The 21,553-nt window shown below is 72.4% G+C and carries 23 protein-coding genes; 7 read left to right on the plus strand and 16 right to left on the minus strand.

The features are described from left to right. Positions 1–2: 2 nt before the first annotated feature. The 6 genes from D1J63_RS06685 to D1J63_RS06710 all read right to left on the minus strand — a co-directional run bounded on the left by D1J63_RS06685 (position 3) and on the right by D1J63_RS06710 (position 5,610). Complete coding sequence (locus tag D1J63_RS06685; protein ID WP_102927277.1) at positions 3–584, minus strand: sugar kinase; 582 nt, start codon at positions 582–584, stop codon at positions 3–5. Beyond that, entirely contained in the window at positions 581–1,729 is a 1,149-nt protein-coding gene (locus D1J63_RS06690; RefSeq protein WP_061441779.1) for an ROK family glucokinase, read from the minus strand. The genes D1J63_RS06685 and D1J63_RS06690 overlap by 4 nt, the downstream gene beginning before the upstream one ends. 91 nt (positions 1,730–1,820) lie before the next feature. Further along, complete coding sequence (locus D1J63_RS06695) at positions 1,821–2,636, minus strand: ATP-binding cassette domain-containing protein (RefSeq protein WP_125628146.1); 816 nt, start codon at positions 2,634–2,636, stop codon at positions 1,821–1,823. Then, positions 2,633–3,673, minus strand: a complete 1,041-nt coding sequence (locus D1J63_RS06700; RefSeq protein WP_125628147.1) for an ABC transporter permease — start codon at positions 3,671–3,673, stop codon at positions 2,633–2,635. The genes D1J63_RS06695 and D1J63_RS06700 overlap by 4 nt, the downstream gene beginning before the upstream one ends. Further along, positions 3,670–4,674, minus strand: coding sequence for a sugar ABC transporter substrate-binding protein (locus tag D1J63_RS06705; protein WP_102927280.1), 1,005 nt, complete (start codon positions 4,672–4,674; stop codon positions 3,670–3,672). Before D1J63_RS06705 ends, D1J63_RS06700 begins: the two co-directional genes overlap by 4 nt. 198 nt (positions 4,675–4,872) lie before the next feature. Continuing rightward, on the minus strand, positions 4,873–5,610 hold the full coding sequence (locus tag D1J63_RS06710; protein ID WP_125635275.1) for a myo-inositol degradation transcriptional regulator: 738 nt from the start codon (positions 5,608–5,610) through the stop codon (positions 4,873–4,875). A 129-nt stretch (positions 5,611–5,739) separates the two neighbouring features. On the opposite strand from D1J63_RS06710, the gene D1J63_RS06715 reads away from it, so the two are divergent. Next, complete coding sequence (locus D1J63_RS06715; protein WP_125628148.1) at positions 5,740–6,753, plus strand: Gfo/Idh/MocA family oxidoreductase; 1,014 nt, start codon at positions 5,740–5,742, stop codon at positions 6,751–6,753. Here D1J63_RS06715 and D1J63_RS06720 read toward each other — a convergent pair. Together D1J63_RS06720 and D1J63_RS06725 are read right to left on the minus strand one after the other, a co-directional pair. Then, positions 6,750–7,439: a response regulator transcription factor gene (locus D1J63_RS06720; protein ID WP_125628149.1), complete on the minus strand. Its 690-nt coding sequence runs from the start codon at positions 7,437–7,439 to the stop codon at positions 6,750–6,752. The genes D1J63_RS06715 and D1J63_RS06720 overlap by 4 nt on opposite strands. A 65-nt stretch (positions 7,440–7,504) precedes the next feature. Continuing rightward, positions 7,505–8,755, minus strand: coding sequence for a histidine kinase (locus tag D1J63_RS06725; protein ID WP_125628150.1), 1,251 nt, complete (start codon positions 8,753–8,755; stop codon positions 7,505–7,507). A 179-nt stretch (positions 8,756–8,934) separates the two neighbouring features. On the opposite strand from D1J63_RS06725, the gene D1J63_RS06730 reads away from it, so the two are divergent. Beyond that, on the plus strand, positions 8,935–9,135 hold the full coding sequence (locus D1J63_RS06730) for a hypothetical protein (protein WP_125628151.1): 201 nt from the start codon (positions 8,935–8,937) through the stop codon (positions 9,133–9,135). Between the two features lie 10 nt (positions 9,136–9,145). On the opposite strand, the gene D1J63_RS06735 is transcribed toward D1J63_RS06730, so the two are convergent. After that, positions 9,146–9,541, minus strand: a complete 396-nt coding sequence (locus D1J63_RS06735) for a ribonuclease domain-containing protein (protein WP_125628152.1) — start codon at positions 9,539–9,541, stop codon at positions 9,146–9,148. A 185-nt stretch (positions 9,542–9,726) separates the two neighbouring features. Here D1J63_RS06735 and D1J63_RS06740 point away from each other — a divergent pair, with 185 nt between their 5' ends. Then, positions 9,727–10,503, plus strand: a complete 777-nt coding sequence (locus D1J63_RS06740; protein WP_125628153.1) for an SDR family oxidoreductase — start codon at positions 9,727–9,729, stop codon at positions 10,501–10,503. Between the two features lie 119 nt (positions 10,504–10,622). Here the strand turns inward: D1J63_RS06740 and alc are convergent, their stop codons facing one another. Further along, a complete protein-coding gene (gene alc, locus D1J63_RS06745; RefSeq protein WP_125628154.1) occupies positions 10,623–11,753 on the minus strand; it encodes an allantoicase in 1,131 nt (376 codons plus the stop codon). A gap of 64 nt (positions 11,754–11,817) precedes the next feature. Further along, positions 11,818–13,155, minus strand: coding sequence for an allantoinase AllB (allB, locus tag D1J63_RS06750; RefSeq protein ID WP_125628155.1), 1,338 nt, complete (start codon positions 13,153–13,155; stop codon positions 11,818–11,820). Positions 13,156–13,410: 255 nt separating this feature from the next. On the opposite strand from allB, the gene allR reads away from it, so the two are divergent. Continuing rightward, positions 13,411–14,235, plus strand: a complete 825-nt coding sequence (gene allR / locus D1J63_RS06755) for an allantoin degradation transcriptional regulator AllR (RefSeq protein WP_102929230.1) — start codon at positions 13,411–13,413, stop codon at positions 14,233–14,235. Positions 14,236–14,257: 22 nt separating this feature from the next. Here the strand turns inward: allR and D1J63_RS06760 are convergent, their stop codons facing one another. Continuing rightward, positions 14,258–14,572 (minus strand): DUF5955 family protein, encoded by a 315-nt coding sequence (locus D1J63_RS06760; RefSeq protein WP_102929229.1) that lies wholly within the window; start codon positions 14,570–14,572, stop codon positions 14,258–14,260. 162 nt (positions 14,573–14,734) lie between these two features. Between D1J63_RS06760 and D1J63_RS06765 the strand changes: the two genes are divergently transcribed. Next, positions 14,735–15,358, plus strand: coding sequence for a nucleotidyltransferase family protein (locus D1J63_RS06765; protein WP_125628156.1), 624 nt, complete (start codon positions 14,735–14,737; stop codon positions 15,356–15,358). Between the two features lie 184 nt (positions 15,359–15,542). Beyond that, the gene (gene aceB, locus D1J63_RS06770; RefSeq protein ID WP_125628157.1) at positions 15,543–17,165 is read left to right on the plus strand and encodes a malate synthase A; all 1,623 of its coding nucleotides are present in this window, start codon (positions 15,543–15,545) and stop codon (positions 17,163–17,165) included. Between the two features lie 66 nt (positions 17,166–17,231). Here the strand turns inward: aceB and D1J63_RS06775 are convergent, their stop codons facing one another. After that, positions 17,232–18,158, minus strand: coding sequence for a HipA family kinase (locus D1J63_RS06775; protein ID WP_125628158.1), 927 nt, complete (start codon positions 18,156–18,158; stop codon positions 17,232–17,234). Positions 18,159–18,236: 78 nt separating this feature from the next. Here D1J63_RS06775 and D1J63_RS06780 point away from each other — a divergent pair, with 78 nt between their 5' ends. Then, on the plus strand, positions 18,237–18,332 hold the full coding sequence (locus D1J63_RS06780; protein ID WP_125628159.1) for a DUF397 domain-containing protein: 96 nt from the start codon (positions 18,237–18,239) through the stop codon (positions 18,330–18,332). Positions 18,333–18,353: 21 nt separating this feature from the next. Here D1J63_RS06780 and D1J63_RS06785 read toward each other — a convergent pair whose 3' ends face one another. The 3 genes from D1J63_RS06785 to D1J63_RS06800 all read right to left on the minus strand — a co-directional run bounded on the left by D1J63_RS06785 (position 18,354) and on the right by D1J63_RS06800 (position 21,506). Continuing rightward, on the minus strand, positions 18,354–18,752 hold the full coding sequence (locus tag D1J63_RS06785; protein WP_125628160.1) for a VOC family protein: 399 nt from the start codon (positions 18,750–18,752) through the stop codon (positions 18,354–18,356). Positions 18,753–18,951: 199 nt separating this feature from the next. Beyond that, positions 18,952–19,617, minus strand: a complete 666-nt coding sequence (locus D1J63_RS06790) for a maleylpyruvate isomerase family mycothiol-dependent enzyme (RefSeq protein ID WP_125628161.1) — start codon at positions 19,615–19,617, stop codon at positions 18,952–18,954. 353 nt (positions 19,618–19,970) lie between these two features. Continuing rightward, entirely contained in the window at positions 19,971–21,506 is a 1,536-nt protein-coding gene (locus tag D1J63_RS06800) for an IucA/IucC family protein (protein ID WP_125628162.1), read from the minus strand. Between the last annotated feature and the right edge of the window lie 47 nt (positions 21,507–21,553).

Genomic DNA, 21,553 nt, shown 5'->3' on the forward strand with positions numbered 1-21,553 from the left:
CCCTACGGAACGGTGTGCGAGACGACGTAGACCATGGGGTAGTCCGGGTTTTCCATGTTCACGACGACGTCCTGGGTCGGCGCCGGGTTCTCCTGCTCGTTGACGACGCCCCACCAGGAACCGGACCCGCCGAACTCCCAGCCGGTGACCCGCTGGGCGCGGTCGCTGATCGCGATCCTGTCCTTCTTCAGCGCGTCCCGGTCGACGCCCAGCCCCGCGAGGAAGACGTCGAGACCCGCGTTCGTGGTCTCGAACTGGACGTAGAGCCGGCTGGTCTTCCAGTTGTTCGTCTCGTAGTAGGCGACCTCGTCGGACGGGACCGGGACGGGCACCTCGTAGATGCGGCGCTGCAGCTTGGACGGCCAGCCGTCGGTCATGCCGGTCGCCGCGTACTTCGCCTCCTTGTCCCGGCCGCTGTCCCGGCTCTGGCCGGCGGAGATCGCGAGGTAGCCGGCCGGGACGCCGATGAGCAGCACGATGATGAGCAGCGTGAGCGCACGGCGGCGGATCATGTGCCGGCGGTCCTCGGGCGGCGGTCCGGGCTCCCTCGGGGACGCCGCCTGCTGCGGCAGGGTCTCCGTCACAGCGACTCCCGGGACGAGCGGCGGGCCTCGGCGTACCGTTCGTAGCGCTCGTACCGCTCCACCCGGCGCCGCTTGGCCCGGCGGAACCTGCGGGCGACCAGCCGGGCCAGGTCGGCGGCGCCCACCATGCCGGCCTCGGGGCCGAGCTGGGCGCGGACGATGCGGGCCTCGGGGCGGTAGCCGCGACCGGTGAGCTGACGCTTGAAGGCGTCGCGCGCGGGGCCGATCAGCAGGTCGTCGGCGGCGCTGACCCCGCCGCCGATCACGAAGCAGGACGGGTCGAGGGCCGCGGCGAGGTTGGCGATGCCGACGCCGAGCCACTGCCCGATGTCCTGGAGCAGCTCGACGCACATCGCGTCGCCCTCGCGGGCCAGCTCGGTGATCATCGGGCCGGTGATGTCGCCGATGCTGCCCTTGACGTGCTCGATGATCCCGTACGCCACCGGCGAGTCGGCGGCGGCCAGCTCGCGGGCCTCCCTCACCAGGGCGTTCCCCGAGCTGTACTGCTCCCAGCAGCCGCGGTTGCCGCACGGGCAGCGGTGGCCGCCGGGGACGACCTGCATGTGCCCGAACTCGCCGGCGACGCCGTACTTGCCGCGCTTGACCTGGCCGTCCTCCAGGATCGCGCCGCCGATGCCGGTGCCGAGCGTGATCATGACCAGGTGGTCCTCGCCGCGGCCGGCGCCGAAGCGCCACTCGGCCCAGGCGGCGGAGTTGGCGTCGTTGTCCACCAGGACGGGGACGGCCAGGCGGCCGGCGAGGCGGTCGCGCAGCGGTTCGTTGCGCCAGGACAGGTGGGGGGCGAACAGGACGCGGTTGCGGTCGGCGTCGACCCAGCCGGCCGCGCCGATGCCCACGGCGTGCACGTCGTGCCGGTCGGAGAGGTCCAGGACCAGCTCGACGATCGTGTCCTCGACGACCTTCGGGCTCTTGGACTTGTCCGGGGTCTCCGTGCGGAGCTTCTCCAGGATGTTGCCGTCGGCGTCGACGACGCCCGCCATGACCTTCGTGCCGCCGATGTCGATGCCGACCGTGGGCACGCGGGGTGCCGTGAGGTGCGAGCGGCGTTCCCTCGTGCCCACGGTGCGCAGGACCGGGGCGCGGCGGGATCCGATGGGGGCGGTGAAGTCGCGGTAGGTGCTCATCGGGTGCGATTGTGCCGCACGGGTGTGCCGGGTGCCGAATGGGACAGGGGGTGGCGTGATCGGTTCGTTGCCGGGTGCGGGTGCGTCGTGGTTACTCGCGCCGTTCCCCGCGCCCCTGGTTCCGTTGCAGCTCATGGCGTAGATCGTCCAGCTCGTTTCCGCCCGCCATCTGGCGCGTCAGCTCGTCCAGTGTGATGGCGTCCCGCTCGTGGTTGCCGACCATCGTGCCGCGCTTCAGGAGGACGAAGCGGTCGCCCACCAGGTACGCGTGGTGCGGGTTGTGGGTGATGAGGACGACACCGAGGCCCTGGTCACGGGCCGCCGCCACGTACTTCAGGACGACGCCGGACTGCTTGACGCCGAGCGCCGCCGTCGGCTCGTCCAGGACGAGGACCTTCGCGCCGAAGTACACCGCGCGGGCGATGGCCACGCACTGGCGTTCGCCGCCGGAGAGGGTGCCGATGGGCTGGTCGACGTCGCGGAGGTCGATGCCCATGCGCAGCAGTTCGGCGTGGGTGGTGCGGCGCATGTGGTCGACGTCCATGCGCTTGAACGGGGCGACGCCCTTGCGCGGCTCGGAGCCGAGGAAGAAGTTGCGCCAGACCGGCATGAGCGGGACGACGGCGAGGTCCTGGTAGACGGTGGCGATGCCGCGGTCCAGGGCTTCGCGCGGGGAGGCGAGGCGGGTCTCCTCGCCGTCCAGGCTCAGCGTGCCGCCGTCGTGCTGGTGCAACCCGGCGATGATCTTGATGAGGGTGGACTTGCCCGCGCCGTTGTCGCCCAGGACGCAGGTGATCTCCCCGGCGTGGACCTCCAGGGACACGCCTTCGAGGGCGCGGACGTTGCCGTAGTTCTTGCTGACGCCGGACAGCTCGACGAGCGCCGTACGGCTTTCGGTCTGCGTCACTTGGTGGCCTCCGCGCGCTTGCGGACCCAGGCGTTGAGCAGGGTCGCGAGGAGCAGCATCGCTCCGAGGAAGAACTTGAACCAGTCGGGGTTCCACTCGGCGAAGACGATGCCCTTGCTGGTCATGCCGAAGATGAACGCGCCGACCGCCGAGCCGACGGCGCTGCCGTAGCCGCCGGTGATGAGGCAGCCGCCGATGACGGCCGCGATGATGTAGATCAGCTCGTTGCCGACGCCCTCGCCGGACTGGACGACGTCGTAGGAGAAGAGCAGGTGCTGGCCGGAGATCCAGGCGCCGAGGCCGACGCCCATGTAGAGGCCGATCTTGGTCTTCGTGACCGGGACGCCCACCGCGCGGGCGGCGTCCTTGTTGCCGCCGACCGCGAAGATCCAGTTGCCCGCGCGGGTGCGCAGCAGGATCCAGCTGGCGACGGCGACCAGGGCGAGCCACCACAGGATGGTCACCTTGAAGCCGACGCCGCCGATCGTGATCGTGGAGGCGAAGACGTCGCGCGCGGAGGGGAAGCCCTCCATGTCGGCGATCGACTTGGTGGAGACGGTGCCGTCGATGAGCTTGGTGAAGCCCAGGTTCAGGCCGGTCAGCATGAGGAACGTGCCGAGCGTGATGATGAAGCTGGGGAGTCTGGTGCGGGTGAGCATGAAGCCGTTGAAGGCGCCGATCGCCAGGGTGACCAGCAGCGACACGCCGACGCCGACCCAGACGTTGGCGGTCATCTGGTAGCTGAACATCGACGACACCAGCGCCGAGGAGGTGACCATGACGCCCGCGGACAGGTCGAACTCGCCGCCGATCATCAGCAGGGCCACCGGGACGGCCATGATGCCGATCGTGGAGGCGGCGTAGAGCACCGTGCTGAGGCTGGCGGCGTGCAGGAAGCTGTCGGCGAAGAACGCGAAGAAGACGAAGACGGCGATCGCGCCGACGACGGAGCCCAGCTCGGGGCGGCCCATGAGCTTGCGCAGCGCCGATGTGTGCAGGAGCCGTTCGTCGGCCTCCTTCACCTGTGTGGCGTTCATCGCGTGCCCCGCTTCGTGTAGTCGGCCAGGGCGGCGGCGTCGTCCTTGGTGATGATCTGCGGCCCGGTGAGCACCGGCCGGCCGCCGCCGAGGACGTCGGCGTTGTACTTGTACAGCCACAGCAGGTCGACGGCCTCGTAGCCCTGGAGGTAGGGCTGCTGGTCGACGGCGAAGCCGAGGGTGCCGTCCTCGAGTCCGGCGGCCACCTTGGCGTTGAGGTCGAAGGTGTCGATCTCGGCCTTGCTGCCGGCGCCCTGCTTGGCCTTGACGGCGGTGTCGGCGTACGGGGCGCCGAGGGTGACCACGGCGTCGACGGACTTGTCGGTCTGGAGCTTGGCCTCGATGGCGGACTGCACGTCGGGCATGCTTGTGCCGTTGACGTAGAGCCGCTGGACCTTGCCGTCGAAGGTCTTCTCGACGCCGTCGCAGCGCTGCTCGTGGCCGACGTTGCCCTGCTCGTGGAGCACGCAGATCGCCTGCTTGCGGCCCCGCTCGTTCAGCTCCTCGCCCACGGCCTCGCCGGCGATGGTCTCGTCCTGGCCGACGTGGGTGAGGGCGCCGAACTCCTTGGACTCCTCGGAGCCGGAGTTCACCGTGATCACGGGGATGCCCGCCTTGTGCGCGCGGGCGAGGGCGGACTTCATCGCGTCGGGCTTGGCGAGGGTGACGACGATGCCGTCGACCTTCTTGTCGATGGCCGCGTTCACGAGCTGGGCCTGCTGCTGCGCCTCGTCGTCGTGGGAGTACAGGAAGTTGATGTTGTCCTTGACCGCGGCCTGCTCGGCGCCGCTCTGGACGATGTCCCAGAAGGTGTCGCCGTCGCCCGAGTGGGTGATCATCGCGAAGGTCCAGCGGGGGGTGTTCACCGCCGCCCTGCCCTCGGCCGACGCGGCCTTGCGGGCGTCCTCGGCGCGCTTGCCGCCGGTGCTGCTGCAGCCGGCCAGGGACACCGTCAGTGCCCCGGCCAGCGCGATGCCCACCCATGTCCGAAACCGTGCCACGAGGCCGTGCCCTTCTTGCTGTGCCGTGCTGTGCGTGCGAGGCCTTCCAGGCCCCGGCCGCCCGGGTTCTGGAAACCCCAAACGCCCCATTGTCCGACACACAAGCGGAGCACGTGCCTCCGGGGATCGGCCGGCGGTCACATTGTCCGGACATTGCGACGAACCCGCACGACGGGAGCCGTCCGCGAAGGTGGCCGCTCAGGACCGCACGAGCAGCTGGAACTCGAAGGAGTAGCGGGACGGCCGGTAGGTGTGGGTGCCGAACTCGACCGCCCGTCCCGTGTCGTCGAACGTCGTGCGCTCCATGGTGAGCAGCGGCGCGCCCGCGTCCTCGCCGAGCCGCTCGGCCTCGCCGTCGGTGGCGGCGCGGGCGCCGATGGTCTGCCGGGCGCTGTGCAGGGTGATCCCGGCGGCGCGCATCAGCCGGTAGAGGCCGGTGGCCTCCAGCTGCCCGGTGTCCAGGTCGAGGAGGCCGGGCGGCAGGTAGTTGCACATGTACGCCATCGGCTCCCCGTGCGTCAGCCGGAGCCGTTCGACGCGGTGCACGTCGCTCTCCTCGGCCACGCCGAGCGCGGCGGCGACCTCTGCGGTCGCGGGGACGACGGTGTTGACCAGGACCTTCGTGGCCGGACGCTGTCCCGCCGCCTCCAGGTCGTCGAAGAGGCTGCTGAGCTCCAGCGGGCGCCGGACCTTGCTGTGCACGACCTGGGTGCCGACTCCCCGGCGGCGCACGAGCAGGCCCTTGTCGACGAGCGACTGGATGGCCTGGCGGACGGTGGGCCGGGACAGACCGAGCCGGGCGGCCAGCTCGATCTCGTTGCCGAGCAGACTGCCGGGGGTCAGCGCACCGTGCTCGATCGACGCCTCCAGCTGCTGCGACAGCTGGAAGTACAGCGGCACGGGGCTGCTGCGATCCACGCTGAGGTCCAGCGCCACGGTGGGGTCCACTTCTGGTTTCGGCACGGGCCGAGCGTAGCTCTGTGCGCAGGTGACGGGAAGTTGTGCGGTCCGATTGTCCTGACATACGCATTGACAGGGTGCGGGCTGTGAGCCCACTTTGATTCCATGCGCATCGGGGTCATCGGTACGGGCCGTATCGGCACCGTTCACGCCAACACGCTCAGCCGCCACCGCGACGTCGGGTCCCTGATCCTCACGGACGCCGCCATCGCGCGGGCCCAGGAGCTGGCCCACCGGCTGGGCGAGACGGCGGCACCGGGAGTGGACGAGATCTTCCAGTGGGGCGTGGACGCGGTGGTGATCACCACGGCGACGCCGGCCCACGCGGAACTGATCGGCCGGGCGGCCCGTTCGGGTCTCCCGGTGTTCTGCGAGAAGCCCATCGCGCTGGACCTGCCGGGGACGTTACAGGCGATCGCGGAGGTGGAGGCCGCCGGGACGATCCTCCAGATGGGCTTCCAGCGCCGCTTCGACACCGGTTACGCGGGGGCCCGGGAGGCGGTGCGCTCGGGCCGGCTCGGCCGGCTGCACACCGTGCGGGCGGTGACCAGCGACCAGGCGCCGCCGCCCGCCGAGTACCTGCCGCAGTCCGGCGGGCTCTACCGGGACACGCTCATCCACGACTTCGACGTGCTGCGCTGGGTGACCGGGCGGGAGGTCGCCGACGTGTACGCCGCCGGGTCCGACGCCGGTCCGCCGATGTTCCGCTCGGCGGACGACGTGGACACCGGCGCCGCGCTGCTCACTCTGGACGACGGGACGCTGGCCACGGCGACGGCGACGCGGCTGAACGGTGCGGGCTACGACGTCCGCATGGAGCTGGCCGGGGAACTGGACCAGATCGTCGTGGGTCTGGACGACCGTACGCCGATCGCGTCCACCGAGCCGACCGGGCCGCCGGCCGCGGACAAGCCGTGGACGGGCTTCGTGGAGCGGTTCGGCCCCGCCTACGAGGCCGAGCTGACCACCTTCGTGCAGGTGGTGCGGGGTGAGCGGGCCAACCCCTGCGACGGGCGCGAGGCGCTGCAGGCCCTGCGGATCGCGGAGGCCTGCGACGTCTCCCGCCGCGAGCGCAGACCCGTACGGCTGGCGGAGATCCCCGAGGCGCTCACGTCCTAAGGGGTGTCGTCCAGGAAGTCGTCCAGGAGGCCCGCCTCGTACGTCAGCAGGGCGATCTGCACCCGGTTGTCGAGGTCGAGCTTGGCCAGGACCCGGGAGACGTGGGCCTTGACCGTGGCGACGCTCATGAAGAGGTGGGTCGCGATGTCGGCGTTGGCCATGCCGCGGCCGACGGCCACGGCGACCTCGCGCTCGCGGTCGTTGAGCGCGTCCAGGCGTGCACGCGCGCGTGCGTGCCGGGCACGGCGCGTGTCGGGGGCGGTGCCGGCCGCCTGCTCCATCAGCCGCCGGGTGACGGCGGGCGACAGGACGGGGTCTCCGGCCGCGACCCTGCGCACCGCGTCGAGGATCTCCGCGGGCGGGGTGTCCTTGAGGACGAACCCGGCGGCGCCGGCCCGCAGGGCGCGCAGCACCTGTTCGTCCGCGTGGAAGGTGGTGAGCACGACGACGTGGGGCGCGTCCGCGCGGGCGCGCAGCCGCTCGGTCGCCGTGAGACCGTCGACCACCGGCATCCGGATGTCCATGAGCACGACGTCGGGGCGGGTGCGGTCGACGAGTGCCCCGACCTCGTGGCCGTCGGCGGCCTCGCCGACGATCTCCACGTCCTCGGCGCCGCCCAGCATGAGGGCCAGCCCGGCCCGCACGAGCGGGTCGTCGTCGACGAGGAGCAGTCTGATCGCAGTCATGCCGCATACGTAATCACGGTCGCCCCGGCCCAGTGCCGGGGTCTCGCCGACGTCTTGCGGACGTCTCAGTCCCACGGCAGCCGGGCCCGGACTTCGAAGCCTCCCCCGGGCGTCGGCCCGTGCTCCAGGGTGCCGCCGGCGAGGGTGGCCCGCTCGGTCAGCCCGATCAGGCCCTGTCCGGAGCCGGGCACGTGGGGCACCTCGCCGCGCGGCGGGGCGTTGCGCACCGACAGGGCTAGACCGTCGCCCGGCGCTCCGGTGACCGAGACGGTGACCTCGGTGCCGGGGGCGTGCTTGCGGGCGTTGGTCAGCGCCTCCTGGGCGATGCGGTACGCGGTGCGGCCGACGGAGGCGGGGACCCCCGCGGGGTCGGGGACGCGGTCCGCGAGGGTGACCTTCATGCCGGCCTCGCGGGACTCGGCGACCAGCGCGGCGAGCGCGGCCAGCGTCGGCTGGGGGCGGCCCGCGTCGTCGGCGTCCGCCGCCCGCAGGACGCCGATGATCTGCCGCAGGTCCTGGAGGGCCTCGTGCGCGCTCTCCCGGATGACGCCCGCCGCCCGCGCGACCTCCTCCCGGGGCGCGTCGGGCCGGAACTCCAGGGCGCCGGCGTGCACGCTGAGCAGTGTCAGCCGGTGGGCCAGGACGTCGTGCATCTCGCGGGCGATGGCCTCCCTGGCCAGCCGCTGCGCCTGTTCGGCCCGCAGCCGTGCCTCGGCCTCGGCGTGCCGGGCGCGGTCGCGCAGGCTGAGCAGGAGCTGGCGCTTGGAGCGGACGAGCAGGCCCCAGCCGAGCACCGTGACGCCGAGCAGCAGGGCGATGACGAGGGAGGCGAGGAAGGGCAGCCCCGGTTCCGGGCGCATCCAGTAGTACAGGGGCGTCACGGCGAGGCTCGCGCCGCCGATCCAGGCCACGTACCGGAAGGGCCGGTGCACGGCGAGCGTGAACAGGGAGACGAGGACGGCGCCGCCCGCGGTGGCGGAGACCAGGGAGACGGGCAGCATCGCGACGGCCAGCCCGACCGGCCACCGGCGCCGGAGCCAGACGGCGGCGCAGGCCAGGGCCCCCGTCACCTGGTCCGCGACGGCCATCGCCGGTGAGAGGTCCGGCTCCTGGTCCAGCACGTCGGCGGACATCAGGCCGATACCGACCGCGAGCAGGAAGCAGGCGAAGTCGACGGCCCAGTCGCGTGCGGTGCGCCGGGGCCGGCCGCCGGGCCGCCGGGGCTGCGGGTACAGGTCCTCGACCAGCGCCGCCGGCAGTACCCAGCGCCGCTTGGTGAACGCCGGGGGCACCGTGGCCTGCTTGTCACTGTTCACAGTCGACGAATCTATGCGGGATCGGTGGCCGGGGCGGCCGGTCGGGCGCGGGCGTCGACCAAAGTCGCGCGACCGGCGACTTTCGGCGCGCCGGGGCCCGTGCGACGCCGCCTTTCGCCGGACGGGGCTCGCCCCGCGGCCGATGTGTGTGGGGGGACCGCGGGGCGAGAGTCGGGATCATGAAGAAACTGCTGGAGTTCCTGGGCTTCGTCACCGTGCTTCAGGGCGTGATGGGCCTGGTGCACGAGTTCACCGACTGGAACGTGGGTCTGGTGCGGCGGATCGGTTTCCTCGACGGCTACGAGGTCTACGCGAGCGTGGCCCTGCTGGCCCTCGGCGGCGCGCTGTTCGCCGCCGCCGAGAGCCGCGGGTCCGCGTGAACGGGCCGCCTCAGCAGCCGTGGTCGACGAGGTCGAACGACGCGTAGTGGTCGGCCGTGTAGTAGTCCTCCTGGTACTCCTCGCCGGTGACGATCCGGCGGGCTCCGCGCGTGTCCGAGCCCGGGGTGATCACCGTGTACTCGTGGTAGTACCCGGAGGACCGGTCGGGGAGGATGCCCTCCCGGTTCTGGAAGACGGTCCCGTCCTGTTCGAAGGGGAAGGGGCCGCCCTGCTCGATCAGGTCGAGCGTGTCGTGGGCCTGGGACGGGAGGGCGCTGTAGCAGATCTCGCCGACCGCCGCGGGGGCGGCGCCGGCCGTGGTCGCGGAGACGGTTCCGCCCACGAGGAGGGCGGACAGGACTGCGGCTGCTGCGCCGAGCCGAGCGGCGCGTGGGGGGAATCGCATGACTCATGATGACGCGCGTAGACACTGGCATGTCAATGACAAGGGCGTGGAGTTTCCCGGGACGTCATATGTGTTTTCCGCGTGTTCACGACATCGACCTGGTGCTTGGTGGGCGCCCGGCCGCCGGTCAGGTCGACGTCCGTTCGCCGCCAGCACGGGCGCGGCGGCCCGGCTGGGATGGACCCATGAACACGAACACGCACACCAACCCACTGGCCCCCGCCCCGTCTCCCCTGGCCGGTCGTACCGCCCTGGTGACCGGTGGCAGCCGGGGCATCGGCGCGGCGACCGCCCTTCGGCTCGCACGGGAGGGCGCGGACGTGGCCCTCACCTACGTGAACGGCAAGGACGCGGCGGAGGACGTCGTACGGGCCGTCGAGGCGCTGGGGCGCCGTGCGGTGGCCCTGCGGGCCGACTCCGCCGATGCCGAGGAAGCGGCGGGGGCGGTCGAGCGGGCCGCCACGGCACTCGGCGGCGGCCTCGACGTACTGGTCAACAACGTGGGGCTCGGCCTGCTCGGCCCGCTGGAGAGCCTGGCCCTCGCCGACGTCGACCGGCTGCTGGCCGTGAACGTCCGCGGCGTCTTCCTGGCCTCGCAGGCGGCCGCGGCCCGCATGGGCGAGGGCGGGCGGATCATCACCGTCGGCACCTGCATGTCCCAGCGGGTGCCGGGGCCCGGCGGCACGCTCTACGCGATGAGCAAGTCGGCGCTGATCGGTCTGACCAAGGCCCTGGCGAGGGAGCTGGGCCCGCGCGGGATCACGGCGAACATCGTGCACCCGGGGCCGATCGACACCGACATGAACCCGGCGGACGGCCCGTACGCGCAGGGGCAGGCGGCCATGACGGCGCTGGGCCGCTTCGGCACGGCGGACGAGGTGGCCTCGACGGTCGCGTACCTGGCGACCGCCTCGTACGTCACGGGCGCGGAGTACGCGGTGGACGGCGGCCACGCGGCGTAACCGCCCCAGGACCCGCACGACGGATGCCCGGGGACGGGCGACAGCCGCCCCGGAACGTACGCGCGGGGCGCACCGGTGCTGTCCTGCCGGTGCGCCCCGCGGGTCTTCGTGGCGGCGGGTCAGCCGCCCAGTTCCTGGTGGCGGGCGGCGAGGTGGGCCGCGCCGTCCTGCGTCAGGGTGCCGAACAGGCGCAGGCGGGAGATGCCGCCGTCGGGGAAGATGTCCACGCGCGCGTGCGTGCCGACGGCCGCCTCCGGCAGGACGAAGCGGTGGTTGGTGTCGGGCTGCATCCGGGTGCGCGGGAGCACCTCGCGCCACTCGCCGTCCTCGCCGTCCTTCACCGACACCGACGCCCAGCCGGCGCTGTTGCCCTTCAGGTACGCCGTGTCGATCTCGATCGCGCGGATCTGGGAGCGGTCCACCAGGCGGTACTGGATCCAGTCGTTGCCCCGGTCGCGGCGACGGCGGGTCTCCCAGCCGTCGTCCATCTTGCGGGAGCGGCCCGGCTGGATGGTGTTGGTGGCCGGCGAGTAGAAGAGGTTGGAGGCGTCCTCGACCCGGCCGCCGTTCTCCAGGGCGACGACGTCGAAGGTGCCGAGGGCGGCGAGCCACGCCGGGTCGGGCACGACCTCGCCGTACACGCGCAGGCGGGCGATGCCGCCGTCGGGGTGCTGCTTGAGGCGCAGGTGGGTGAAGCGCTGCTCGGTGGAGACGGCGAAGCCGTTGGCGGCGTGGCCGCCGACCGGGGTGCGCGGGACGAGGGTCGTCCACTTCACGTCGTCGGCGAGCAGTTCCTCCGGGGAGGGGGAGCCGGCGACCGAGGCGCCCTCGACGGAGACGGCCTGCGGGTAGTTGCCGCGGAAGTGGGCGGTGTCGACGACGATGCCGCGGATCACGCCGGGGGCGCCGAGGCGGATCAGCGCCCAGTCGTGGTCCTCCTCGGTGGGCCAGGGGTGCTCGGCGGAGACACCGCGGCGCCGGCGGGTCTCCCAGCCGTCCATGACCTTGCCCTTGTGCCCGAAGTGCTCGGGGTCGAACTCGGCGGGCTCGGGCACCAGCAGGTTCTCGCGCTGGGCGAAGAACTCGTCGTTGGCGGCGACGACACCCGCGCCGAGCTGCCGGTCGGCAAGGTTGGCGTACTGGGTGAAGGGAAGGTCGGCGGTGCGGTAGTCCGCGTACGGGTCGCCGCCTCCGTAGGGCTGGGCGTCGCCGGTGAAGCTGGCCAACGAGGTGTTCTGCTGGGCCGTCACGGTGATCAGGTGTTCCTTTCGGGGCTGTTCCGGAGGTACTTGGTTCAGGGGATGGCCGGGCACGTCAGGCCCGGTCGAGCAGGTGTCCCTTCGGGTCGGTGAACGCGCCGTCCGCCAGGACGCGCGTGCCGCGCAGCCAGGTGGACTTCACGACGCCGTACAGGGTCTTGCCCGCGTACGCGGTGACGCGGTTGCGGTGCTGGAGGGCGGCCGGGTCGACGGTGAAGGTCTCGTCGGGGGCGAGGACGGCGAAGTCCGCGTCGTGGCCCGGCGCGATGGCACCCTTGCGGGCGTCGAGCCCCACCAGGGCGGCCGTCCGCGTCGACATCCAGCGGACGATGTCCTCCAGGCCGTGGCCGCGCTCACGGGCCGCGGTCCACATGGCCGGCAGGCTGAGCTGGAGGCCGGCGATGCCGCCCCAGGCGGTGGCGAAGTCGTCGGTCTTGAGGTCGGCCGTGGACGGCGAGTGGTCGGTGACGACGCAGTCGATGGTGCCGTCGACGAGCGCCTGCCAGAGCAGGTCCTGGTTGGCGGCCTCGCGGATGGGCGGGCAGCACTTGAACTCGCTGGCGCCGTCCGGCACTTCCTCGGCGGTGAGGGTGAGGTAGTGCGGGCAGGTCTCGACCGTCACCTTCACGCCGTCGGCACGGGCCTCGGCGATCAGCGGCAGGGCGTCGCTGGAGGACAGGTGGAGGACGTGCACGCGCGCGTTGAACCGCTTGGCCTGCGCGAGCAGGGTGGCGATCGCGGTGTCCTCGGCGTCGCGCGGGCGGCTGGCGAGGAAGTGGGTGTACTTGGGGCCGCCCTGCTGCGGGGCGGCGGCCAGGTGGTGCGGGTCCTCGGCGTGCACGATCAGCAGGCCGTCGAAGGCGGCGATCTCCGCCAGGGACCGGGCGAGCTGCTCCTGGTCGAGGTGCGGGAACTCGTCCACGCCCGACGGCGACAGGAAGGCCTTGAAGCCGAAGACCCCGGCCTCGTGCAGCGGACGCAGGTCCTTGACGTTGTCCGGCAGGGCGCCGCCCCAGAAGCCGACGTCGATGTGGGCCTTGTCGGCGGCGACCTCGCGCTTGGTGCGCAGGTTGTCGACCGTGGTGGTCGGCGGGATGGAGTTGAGCGGCATGTCGACGAGGGTGGTGATGCCGCCGGCCGCCGCGGCGCGGGTGGCGGTCCAGAAGCCCTCCCACTCGGTGCGGCCCGGGTCGTTCACGTGCACGTGGGTGTCGACCAGGCCGGGCAGGACGACGTGGTCGCCGACGTCCTCCAGCCTGGCGCCCGCCGGGACGGGGGCGTCGTACGGCAGCACGGCCGTGATCTTCTCCCCGGTGACCGCGACGGACGCGGCGCGGGTCCCCTCGGGAGTGATGACGCGCGTCGAGCGCAGCACCAGTTCAGCTTCGGACACCCGGATCCCCTTCTCTGCCTGTGCTTGTCTGCCTCTGCCGTCGAATTTCAACGTTCTGTTGAAGGAGTCTTCACTCCCACTTCGAGGCCGTCAAGAGGCACCCTTTGTGATGGCATGCCCAATGACCCCGCTCTGGACGTTTCCACAAAGCGGAATTAGAATTCCAGCAAGCAGAACGTAGCTACGTACAAGCCGGTAGTCAACCGGGTGCCGGGTACGCTTCTTTCCTCCCGCCAGCCCCGAAAGGAACGTGCCGTGCCGACGTCCAGCGCCAGCACCACCGACTCCGCCAGGTCCGCCACCGGTGGCGTCCAGTCCCTGGAGCGCGCCTTCGACCTGCTCGAACGGATGGCGGATGCGGGGGGCGAGGTCGGCCTGAGCGAGCTCTCGGCGAGCAGCGGGCTGCCGCTGCCGACCATCCACCGCCTGATGCGCACCCTCGTGGCCTGCGGTTACGTACGTCAGCAGCCCAACCGCCGATACGCGCTCGGCCCCCGCCTGATCCGCCTCGGCGAGTCCGCCTCCCGGCTGCTCGGCACCTGGGCCCGCCCGCACCTGGCCCGCCTGGTCGAGGAGACCGGCGAGACGGCGAACATGGCCCTGCTCGACGGCGACGAGATCGTGTACGTCGCCCAGGTGCCGTCCAAGCACTCGATGCGCATGTTCACCGAGGTGGGCCGGCGCGTGCTGCCGCACTCCACGGGCGTCGGCAAGGCGCTGCTCGCGGACTTCCCGGCGGACGAGGTGCGGGCCCTGCTGGGCCGCACCGGCATGCCGGCCGCGACCGACAAGACGATCACCACGCCGGACGGCTTCATCGCGGCGTTGGAGGACGTGCGGCGCCAGGGCTACGCGATCGACGACAACGAGCAGGAGATCGGCGTGCGCTGCCTGGCCGTCTCCGTGCCGGACTCCCCCACCGCCGCGGCCATCTCGATCTCCGGCCCGGCGGGCCGGGTCACCGAGGCCGCGACCGACCGGATCGTGCCCCTGCTCCAGCAGGTGGCGGCGGAGCTGTCGGAGGCCCTGCTGGCCTCGAACGGTTCACCGAACGGCTCGAACGGCACCCCCGCCGCCTGAGGCGCCCTTCCCTTCACGGGGCTCAGCGCCGCGGCGGGTCCCCGAACAGCTCCACGGCGTGCCGGACCTCCGTCAGCCCCGGCTTGAGGGCGCTGACGGAGCCGATCGCGCCGGCCACCAGCAGCAGGGAGCGGCGCAGTCGCGGCGCCTCGGGGACGCCGTGCCCCGCCATCGCGGCGAGGTCGGCCAGTTCGTCCTCCGCGATCCCGCGGTCCGGGAAGTCGGCGGGCAGCAGGGCGAGTTGGCGGCGCAACCGCGACACGGCGGTCCGCAGCGCCACCACCCTGACATCCTCGTCGCCGACGGTCACGTGCCTCTGCCCCAAGCTCCGCAACACAGCCCTCCCCACCCTCCCCCTCGCACCCCGTTGTGCGCGGGCCAGTAAACGCCACCCCGCGCCGGGCGCGCCACCACGCGGACCGAAATTCAGTCTCCGGGAATTCTCCGGAAACCCCGCGCACGCCGGAGCGTTTGGCGGGCCGTCAGGTATGCAGGACGCATGACCGACAACGAGGTGCGGGCAGAGGACCAGGTGGGCGGCCCGGTGGCGGGGCTGCTGCTGGCCGCCGGGGGCGGCCGGCGGCTCGGCGGCCGGCCCAAGGCACTGCTGCAACACCGTGGACACCTACTCGTCGAACATGCGACCGACATGCTGCGCGCGGCCGGCTGCGCCCGCGTGCACGTCGTCCTCGGAGCGCGCGCCGAGGACGTACGCGCGCGGGCGGCGCTGGACGGCTGCGTTCTCGTGGACAACCCCGACTGGGAACAGGGCATGGGCTCGTCGCTGCGGGCCGGGCTCCGCTCACTGACGGGAACCGGGGCGCGGGCGGCACTGGTCGCCCTGGTGGACCAGCCCGGCATCGGCGCGGAGGCGATGGCCCGGGTGGGCGCCGGGTACCGGGACGAGACGTCGCTGGTCTCGGCGGCGTACGCGGGCGTGCGCGGCCATCCCGTACTGCTCGGCGCCGCGCACTGGGCGGGGATCGCGGCGACCGCCACCGGTGACCGGGGTGCGCGCGCCTATCTCAGGGAACACGAGGCGGAGATCGCCCTCGTCGAGTGCGGGGACGTGGCCCGGCCGTACGACATCGACACCGAGGCGGACCTGGGCCACCTTGAGTGAGTGAGGTGGCACCCAGCGCCACCTTTCCTCGACCCGGAGAATCTCGACATCAACAAACCATTGAAATTCCACGATGAGGAAACTACTATCCACTGACCAGAAGCACTCCGCTGCACGGCGAGTGCGTAATGCCCCATACGCACCCTCTGGCACCCGGTGCCACCGCTGAAGGAAGTGACAGCTCATGTCCGCACCAGCGCCGTCCACGCTGGCCATCGTCGACGCCGAGCCCCTGCCCGGGCAGGAGGAGGTCCTCACCGATGCGGCGCTCGCCTTCGTGGCCGAGCTGCACCGGCGGTTCACGCCCCGGCGTGACGAGCTCCTCGCCCGCCGAGCGGAGCGCCGCGCCGAGATCGCCCGCACCTCCACGCTCGACTTCCTCCCGGAGACCGCCGCCGTCCGCGCGGACGACTCCTGGAAGGTGGCCCCCGCTCCGGCCGCGCTGCAGGACCGCCGCGTCGAGATCACCGGCCCCACCGACCGCAAGATGACCATCAACGCCCTCAACTCGGGCGCGAAGGTCTGGCTCGCGGACTTCGAGGACGCCTCCGCGCCGACCTGGGAGAACGTGGTCCTCGGCCAGCTCAACCTGAGCTCGGCCTACACCCGCACCATCGACTTCACCGACGAGCGCACCGGCAAGTCGTACGCCCTGCGCCCGGACGCCGAGCTGGCGACGGTCGTCATGCGCCCGCGCGGCTGGCACCTCGACGAGCGCCACCTCCAGGTCGACGGCCGCCCGGTCCCCGGCGCCCTGGTCGACTTCGGCCTGTACTTCTTCCACAACGCGCAGCGTCTGCTGGACCTCGGCAAGGGCCCGTACTTCTACCTCCCGAAGACGGAGTCCCACCTGGAGGCCCGCCTCTGGAACGAGGTGTTCGTCTTCGCGCAGGACTACGTCGGCATTCCGCAGGGCACCGTCCGCGCCACCGTCCTGATCGAGACGATCACGGCCGCGTACGAGATGGAGGAGATCCTCTACGAACTGCGCGACCACGCCTCCGGGCTGAACGCCGGCCGCTGGGACTACCTGTTCTCCATCGTCAAGAACTTCCGTGACGGCGGCGCCAAGTTCGTCCTGCCGGACCGCAACGCGGTCACGATGACCGCGCCGTTCATGCGGGCGTACACCGAACTCCTCGTCCGCACCTGCCACAAGCGGGGCGCGCACGCGATCGGCGGCATGGCGGCGTTCATCCCGTCCCGCCGCGACGCGGAGGTCAACAAGGTGGCCTTCGAGAAGGTCCGCGCCGACAAGGACCGCGAGGCCGGCGACGGCTTCGACGGCTCCTGGGTCGCCCACCCCGACCTGGTCCCGATCGCCATGGAGTCCTTCGACAAGGTGCTCGGCGACAAGCCCAACCAGAAGGACCGCCTGCGCGAGGACGTCGACGTCAAGGCCGCCGACCTGATCGCGATCGACTCCCTGGACGCCAAGCCGACCTACGCCGGTCTGGTCAACGCCGTCCAGGTCGGCATCCGTTACATCGAGGCCTGGCTGCGCGGCCTCGGCGCGGTCGCCATCTTCAACCTGATGGAGGACGCGGCCACCGCCGAGATCTCCCGCTCGCAGATCTGGCAGTGGATCAACGCGGAGGTCGTCCTCGACAACGGCGAGCAGGTCACCGCGGACCTGGCCCGCAAGGTCGCCGCCGAGGAACTGGCGGGCATCCGCGCCGAGATCGGCGACGAGGCCTTCGCGGCCGGCAACTGGCAGCAGGCCCACGACCTGCTGCTCACCGTGTCGCTCGACGAGGACTACGCCGACTTCCTGACGCTGCCGGCGTACGAGCAGCTCAAGGGCTGACGTCCTACGGGCCCGGTGAGCCGCGCCCCCGATGCCGCAGCACGGCACCGGGGGCGCGGACGCGTGTCAGCCCAGGTGGACGGACCAGTCCTGCTCGGCGGGCGGCTTGCCGTGCAGGTCGGGGACGCGCTTGAGCCAGTCGGGCCGACCCCGTCGGGTCCGCGCCGCGCGGGCGGCGTTCTCGGCGGCGAGCTCCTCGCGGCTCGGGAAACCGGTGGGCAGCCACTGATGGGAGGCCCGCACGCGCGCGTGCAGGTAGTCCACGTAGGCGACGCGCACAGCGTCCGGCGTGTCCAGGTCGCCCTCGCAGGTCAGCCAGGCCTCCGGCACCCGGTCCACCACCTCGCGCAACAGCTCCCGCGTCACCTTCGGCGCCAGCTCGGCGTCGGCGGCCGGGAGGTCGGGAGCGTAGTGGCCGAGGGCGTGGTGGCGGAAGTCGTACGCCTTCTCGGGCGGTGAGGCGCCCCAGCGGTGGTGGAAGACGAGCGCAGCGCCGTGGTCGATGAGCCACAGCCGCGGCGGCACGGTGCCGAGGGTGGGCCAGACCATCAGGTTGGAGCTGTGCACGGTCCGGTCGACGTTCACGGTGAGCGCGTCCAGCCAGACGACGCGTCCCGCCTCCCGCGGGTCCACCGGGAACACCTCGGCCAGCTCGGGCGTGAAGTCGGCGCCGCCCGAGAGGTAGTCCATGCCGAGGTTGAGCCCCGCGCTGGCGTGCAGCAGGTCCCGCACCTCCTGGTGCGGCTCGGCGTCGGCGATCGCCGGGTCGAAGTGCGCGCGCACCAGCTCCGGCACCCGCAGCCCCAGCTCCCGGGCCAGCTCCCCCACGACCACCTCGGCGACCAGCGCCTTGCGGCCCTGGGCGGAGCCGGTGAACTTCAGGACGTACGTCCCGAGGTCGTCGGACTCGACGACGGCGGGCACGGAGCCGCCGGAACGCAGGGGTTCGACGTAGCGGGTGGCCACGACCTCTTTCAACTTCGCCTCGGGCATGGGGTGAGCATATGACCGGCGCCGCGTCGGCAGGTCGGCGGCGGCGACTGCGTCGAGGTCGCCTCCTGACCCGGCACCGTGCACGTCCGCGACTCCAAGGTGCGGGACGGGGAGCAGCTCGCCGTCTCCCCCGCGGCCTGGACCCGCTTCCTCACGTACACGGCCAACGCCTGACTCGCCCCGCCCGGACGCACCTCAGGACCAGGTGCGGGAGCACAGCACCAGGCGGTAGCCGTCCGGGTCGGCGATCGTCACACCGTGCTCGTCCCAGTACGGGTTGTGGGCCGGAACGCGGGTACCGCCGACCGCGACCAGGCGGTCGATCAGGGACTCGTCCGCCGGCTCGCCGAGGTAGACGACGAACAGGTCGTCCACCGTCGGGGTCGGCTCCAGCGGACGCTCCGGATCGTGCGTCAGCTCGAAATGCCAGGCGGCACCGGGCGGGCCGACCATCAGCAGGTCGTGCTCGCCCGGCACGCGCTCGGTCGTGCGCCACAGGACGGCCAGGCCGAGGCCGTCCACGTAGAAGCGTTCGGCGGCGGCGAGGTCCCGCGACGGCCGGGCCACCCGGACCGGGACGGTGGGGTCGATCATGCCGCTACCTCCGGGGCAGCCCGCCGGACGGGGCTGTCGACGTAGTTGTCGAACCGCTCCGCGGAGGCGGTGATCTCCTGCCGTCCGCCGGTCTCTGTGACTTTCATGTCGCGTCCTTCCCAGTTCGAATGTTCGGGAGTTGTCGTCATTTCGTCGCCGCCCGGGTGATCTCGGGCAGCCGCAGCACGGTGCCCCGGGCTCAGGCCGTCCCGCAGCGCCCGCGCAGGATGTCCACCCCGTCGCCTTCCAGGTCGTCGCAGTACGCCGCGCGTCCGGTCATGGCCATCACCAGGGCCAGGGTGGGGCCGGACACCACGGGGCCCGAGCCGGTCGTGAACGTGCCGTCGTTGGCGGCGAGTCGCAGCCCCGCGACGCGCTTCTTGGCGACGACCACCATGTCCGAGCCCTGGTAGTACTCGGCCACCCGCGTGACGACGTCGATCGGGTGGGCGTGCCGGATGCCCAGCGGACGTCGTATGTCCTCGCCGTGGACGAGCGTCTCGCCCAGCATGGCGATGGCGGGCAGCGGCGGCTTGGTCGTGCTCGGGACGATGTGCCGGAACCGCGCGAGCGTTTCGGCCGGATCCGCGCCGAGCTGCTCCGCCAGCCGTACGGCCACCTGCTTGTCGAAGTCGAACCGGCAGCGGATCACCCCGGCCAGCCAGCGGACGGTGTTGAGGCTCGCGCCCGCCGTGAGGTGCGCCAGGACCTCACGCACCGTCAGGCCCGCGCACAGCGACGGCGTTGCCCACTGCTCGTCGGTCAACTCCCCGAGGTCGGCCGCCAGCGCCGCCCGCTGGGTGCGGATCGAGGGCCAGACTCCGGCACCCCGGCCGCGTTCGGTGGTCGGTTCCGTATCGGTCATGGGGGAAGTCTCCTCCTCAGCAGGATTCCTCGACGTACCTACGGGTCAACTCGACCGCGCGGTTGAGGATGCCGGTCACCAGACGAGGTCGGTGAGGCTCAGGCCCGGGTTCCGCTCGGAACGATCGGAACGGTCGTCGCGGGTCTCGGTGTCATCGGCCGGCGCCCCGGACTGTGGGTGGGCCCGGGCCCGGTCGTGCCGGCGGTGCTCGCCACTTGGGGTCTGCACCTCGCCGGGTGGGGGAAGGCCCCGGGCGTACGCGGCCCGGGGCGACGGGGCATCGGGGTGCGGGACGTCTCCGCGCGCGAGGGGCACACGGGTTGCCTCGGGTGCCGCCTCGCGGGCCGGGGCCGTCACCCCGGCGCCTCGCACAGCGGGTTGGGCAGCGGCCGGTAGCGGGCGTCGGCGCCGTCCGCGCCGGTCCAGCGCAGCAGGAGGTTGGTCTTGGCGGGGAGGGACGGGGCGGCGAGCAGGGCCGGGATCTCGGGGAGGTCGTGGCGGGCCAGGGCGCGGCGGACGGCGGGCCAGGGGTCGAGGCCGGGGTGGTGTTCGGTGAGGGCGGCGGCGATCTCGTACAGGTGGTTGACGACCAGGCAGTAGACCAGGCGCTCCCAGCCGGCCGCCCTGGGCGTGTCCGGCAGCAGTTTGACGCCCTCCGCGTCCCGGAAGAGGGCCTGTACGGGAGTGCCCGCGGCGTCCACCGCCACCAGGGTGTTCTGGAGGTGCGCCTCCAGTACGACGCCGTCGTCGGCGAAGGCGGTCAGGACGGGCGGGACGACGGCGGCGAGGTACGCCTCCCACCAGGCCGCCGGGTCCGCGGTTGCCGCCAGCGGGCTGCCGGGGAAGCCCTCCACGAGCGCGGCGGCCAGGAGCGGGGTCGCGCCGGGCAGGAGGTGGTCGCGCACTCCGTCACGGACGACCACCGCCAGCTCCTCGAAGGCGAAGTCCACGGTGCGGTGGCCGCGGTCGCCGAGCCAGGCGGCGGGCGGCCCGAGGGAGGCGAAGGCCTCGGTGACCGCCGTGTCGGTGCGGCGCAGCCGCATCAGGTCGTGGCGCCACAGGCGGCGGATGTCGTTGGTGATGCGCACGTCCAGGCTGAACTTCAGGAACAGGTCCCGTCCCCCCGTGTACTCGGGTGCGTACACGGTGCGGATCGCGGCCGTCGGCCAGACGAAGAAGCCGGTCGTGCCCACCTTGACCAGGCGGCCGTCGGCGAGGGCGGGGGCCAGGGCCGGTGCCGCCAGCTCCAGTTGCCAGGGGTGGGCGGGCAGCAGGCGGTAGCCGGGCGGGGCCTTGCCGAGGGCGTCCAGGGCGGCGGTGTCGCCCTGGTCCACGACGGTGTCCTCGCGTGCGGCGAGCAGCGGCAGGGGGAAGCGGGCGTAGGCCTCGGGCGCGTACGGCAGCCAGCCGGCGTGCGGACCGCCGCCGCGCGCCTTGGGGGCGGGGTGGTGGGTGTGACCGGTGAGCAGGGACTGCTCGGAGCGGAGGTAGGGGTCCGCGGGCGGGGTGGCACGCGCGCGTGCCGTCAGCAGCGCGGCCACCGCGTCGCGGCTGTCGGTCATCTCGGTGGGCAGTTCGTGATTGGGCACCCCGGTGTGCCGGCGCAGTGCCTCGGCGACGAGCTTCACCAGTTCGGCGTGGTCGACGCGGTGCCAGCCGTCCGCCGTGCGGACCTCCGGTTCGGCGGGGCGACGCCCTTGCCGCACCCGCAGCAGTCTGCCGCCGGGCAGCCGGTAGACGGGGCGGGGGCCGGAAAGCGGCAGCGGTACCGCCACCTCGCGCAGCAGGCAGTTGAGCAGCGGTACGGCCGCGTGGGCGTCGGCGCGTCGCGCCACGTCGTGCCGGGAGTCGGCGCCGGTGGGCGGGGGCAGGAGATCCACGCGTTCCACTCGTTCCCTACGGTCGGTCGATGGCGGAAAGATCGATGGCGGAGAGG

The organism is Streptomyces sp. KPB2 (assembly GCF_003950055.1).
Taxonomy (GTDB): domain Bacteria; phylum Actinomycetota; class Actinomycetes; order Streptomycetales; family Streptomycetaceae; genus Streptomyces; species Streptomyces salinarius.

What these genes read in the sequence shown, in the direction of transcription:
- D1J63_RS06690 (WP_061441779.1), bottom strand. Translation starts at nt 1,729, where the DNA reads ATGAGCACCTACCGCGACTTCACCGCCCCCATCGGATCCCGCCGCGCC.
- D1J63_RS06700 (WP_125628147.1), bottom strand. Translation starts at nt 3,673, where the DNA reads ATGAACGCCACACAGGTGAAGGAGGCCGACGAACGGCTCCTGCACACA.
- D1J63_RS06715 (WP_125628148.1), top strand. Translation starts at nt 5,740, where the DNA reads ATGCGCATCGGGGTCATCGGTACGGGCCGTATCGGCACCGTTCACGCC.
- D1J63_RS06720 (WP_125628149.1), bottom strand. Translation starts at nt 7,439, where the DNA reads ATGACTGCGATCAGACTGCTCCTCGTCGACGACGACCCGCTCGTGCGG.
- D1J63_RS06730 (WP_125628151.1), top strand. Translation starts at nt 8,935, where the DNA reads ATGAAGAAACTGCTGGAGTTCCTGGGCTTCGTCACCGTGCTTCAGGGC.
- D1J63_RS06735 (WP_125628152.1), bottom strand. Translation starts at nt 9,541, where the DNA reads ATGCGATTCCCCCCACGCGCCGCTCGGCTCGGCGCAGCAGCCGCAGTC.
- D1J63_RS06740 (WP_125628153.1), top strand. Translation starts at nt 9,727, where the DNA reads ATGAACACGAACACGCACACCAACCCACTGGCCCCCGCCCCGTCTCCC.
- D1J63_RS06765 (WP_125628156.1), top strand. Translation starts at nt 14,735, where the DNA reads ATGACCGACAACGAGGTGCGGGCAGAGGACCAGGTGGGCGGCCCGGTG.
- aceB (WP_125628157.1), top strand. Translation starts at nt 15,543, where the DNA reads ATGTCCGCACCAGCGCCGTCCACGCTGGCCATCGTCGACGCCGAGCCC.
- D1J63_RS06775 (WP_125628158.1), bottom strand. Translation starts at nt 18,158, where the DNA reads ATGCCCGAGGCGAAGTTGAAAGAGGTCGTGGCCACCCGCTACGTCGAA.
- D1J63_RS06785 (WP_125628160.1), bottom strand. Translation starts at nt 18,752, where the DNA reads ATGATCGACCCCACCGTCCCGGTCCGGGTGGCCCGGCCGTCGCGGGAC.
- D1J63_RS06790 (WP_125628161.1), bottom strand. Translation starts at nt 19,617, where the DNA reads ATGACCGATACGGAACCGACCACCGAACGCGGCCGGGGTGCCGGAGTC.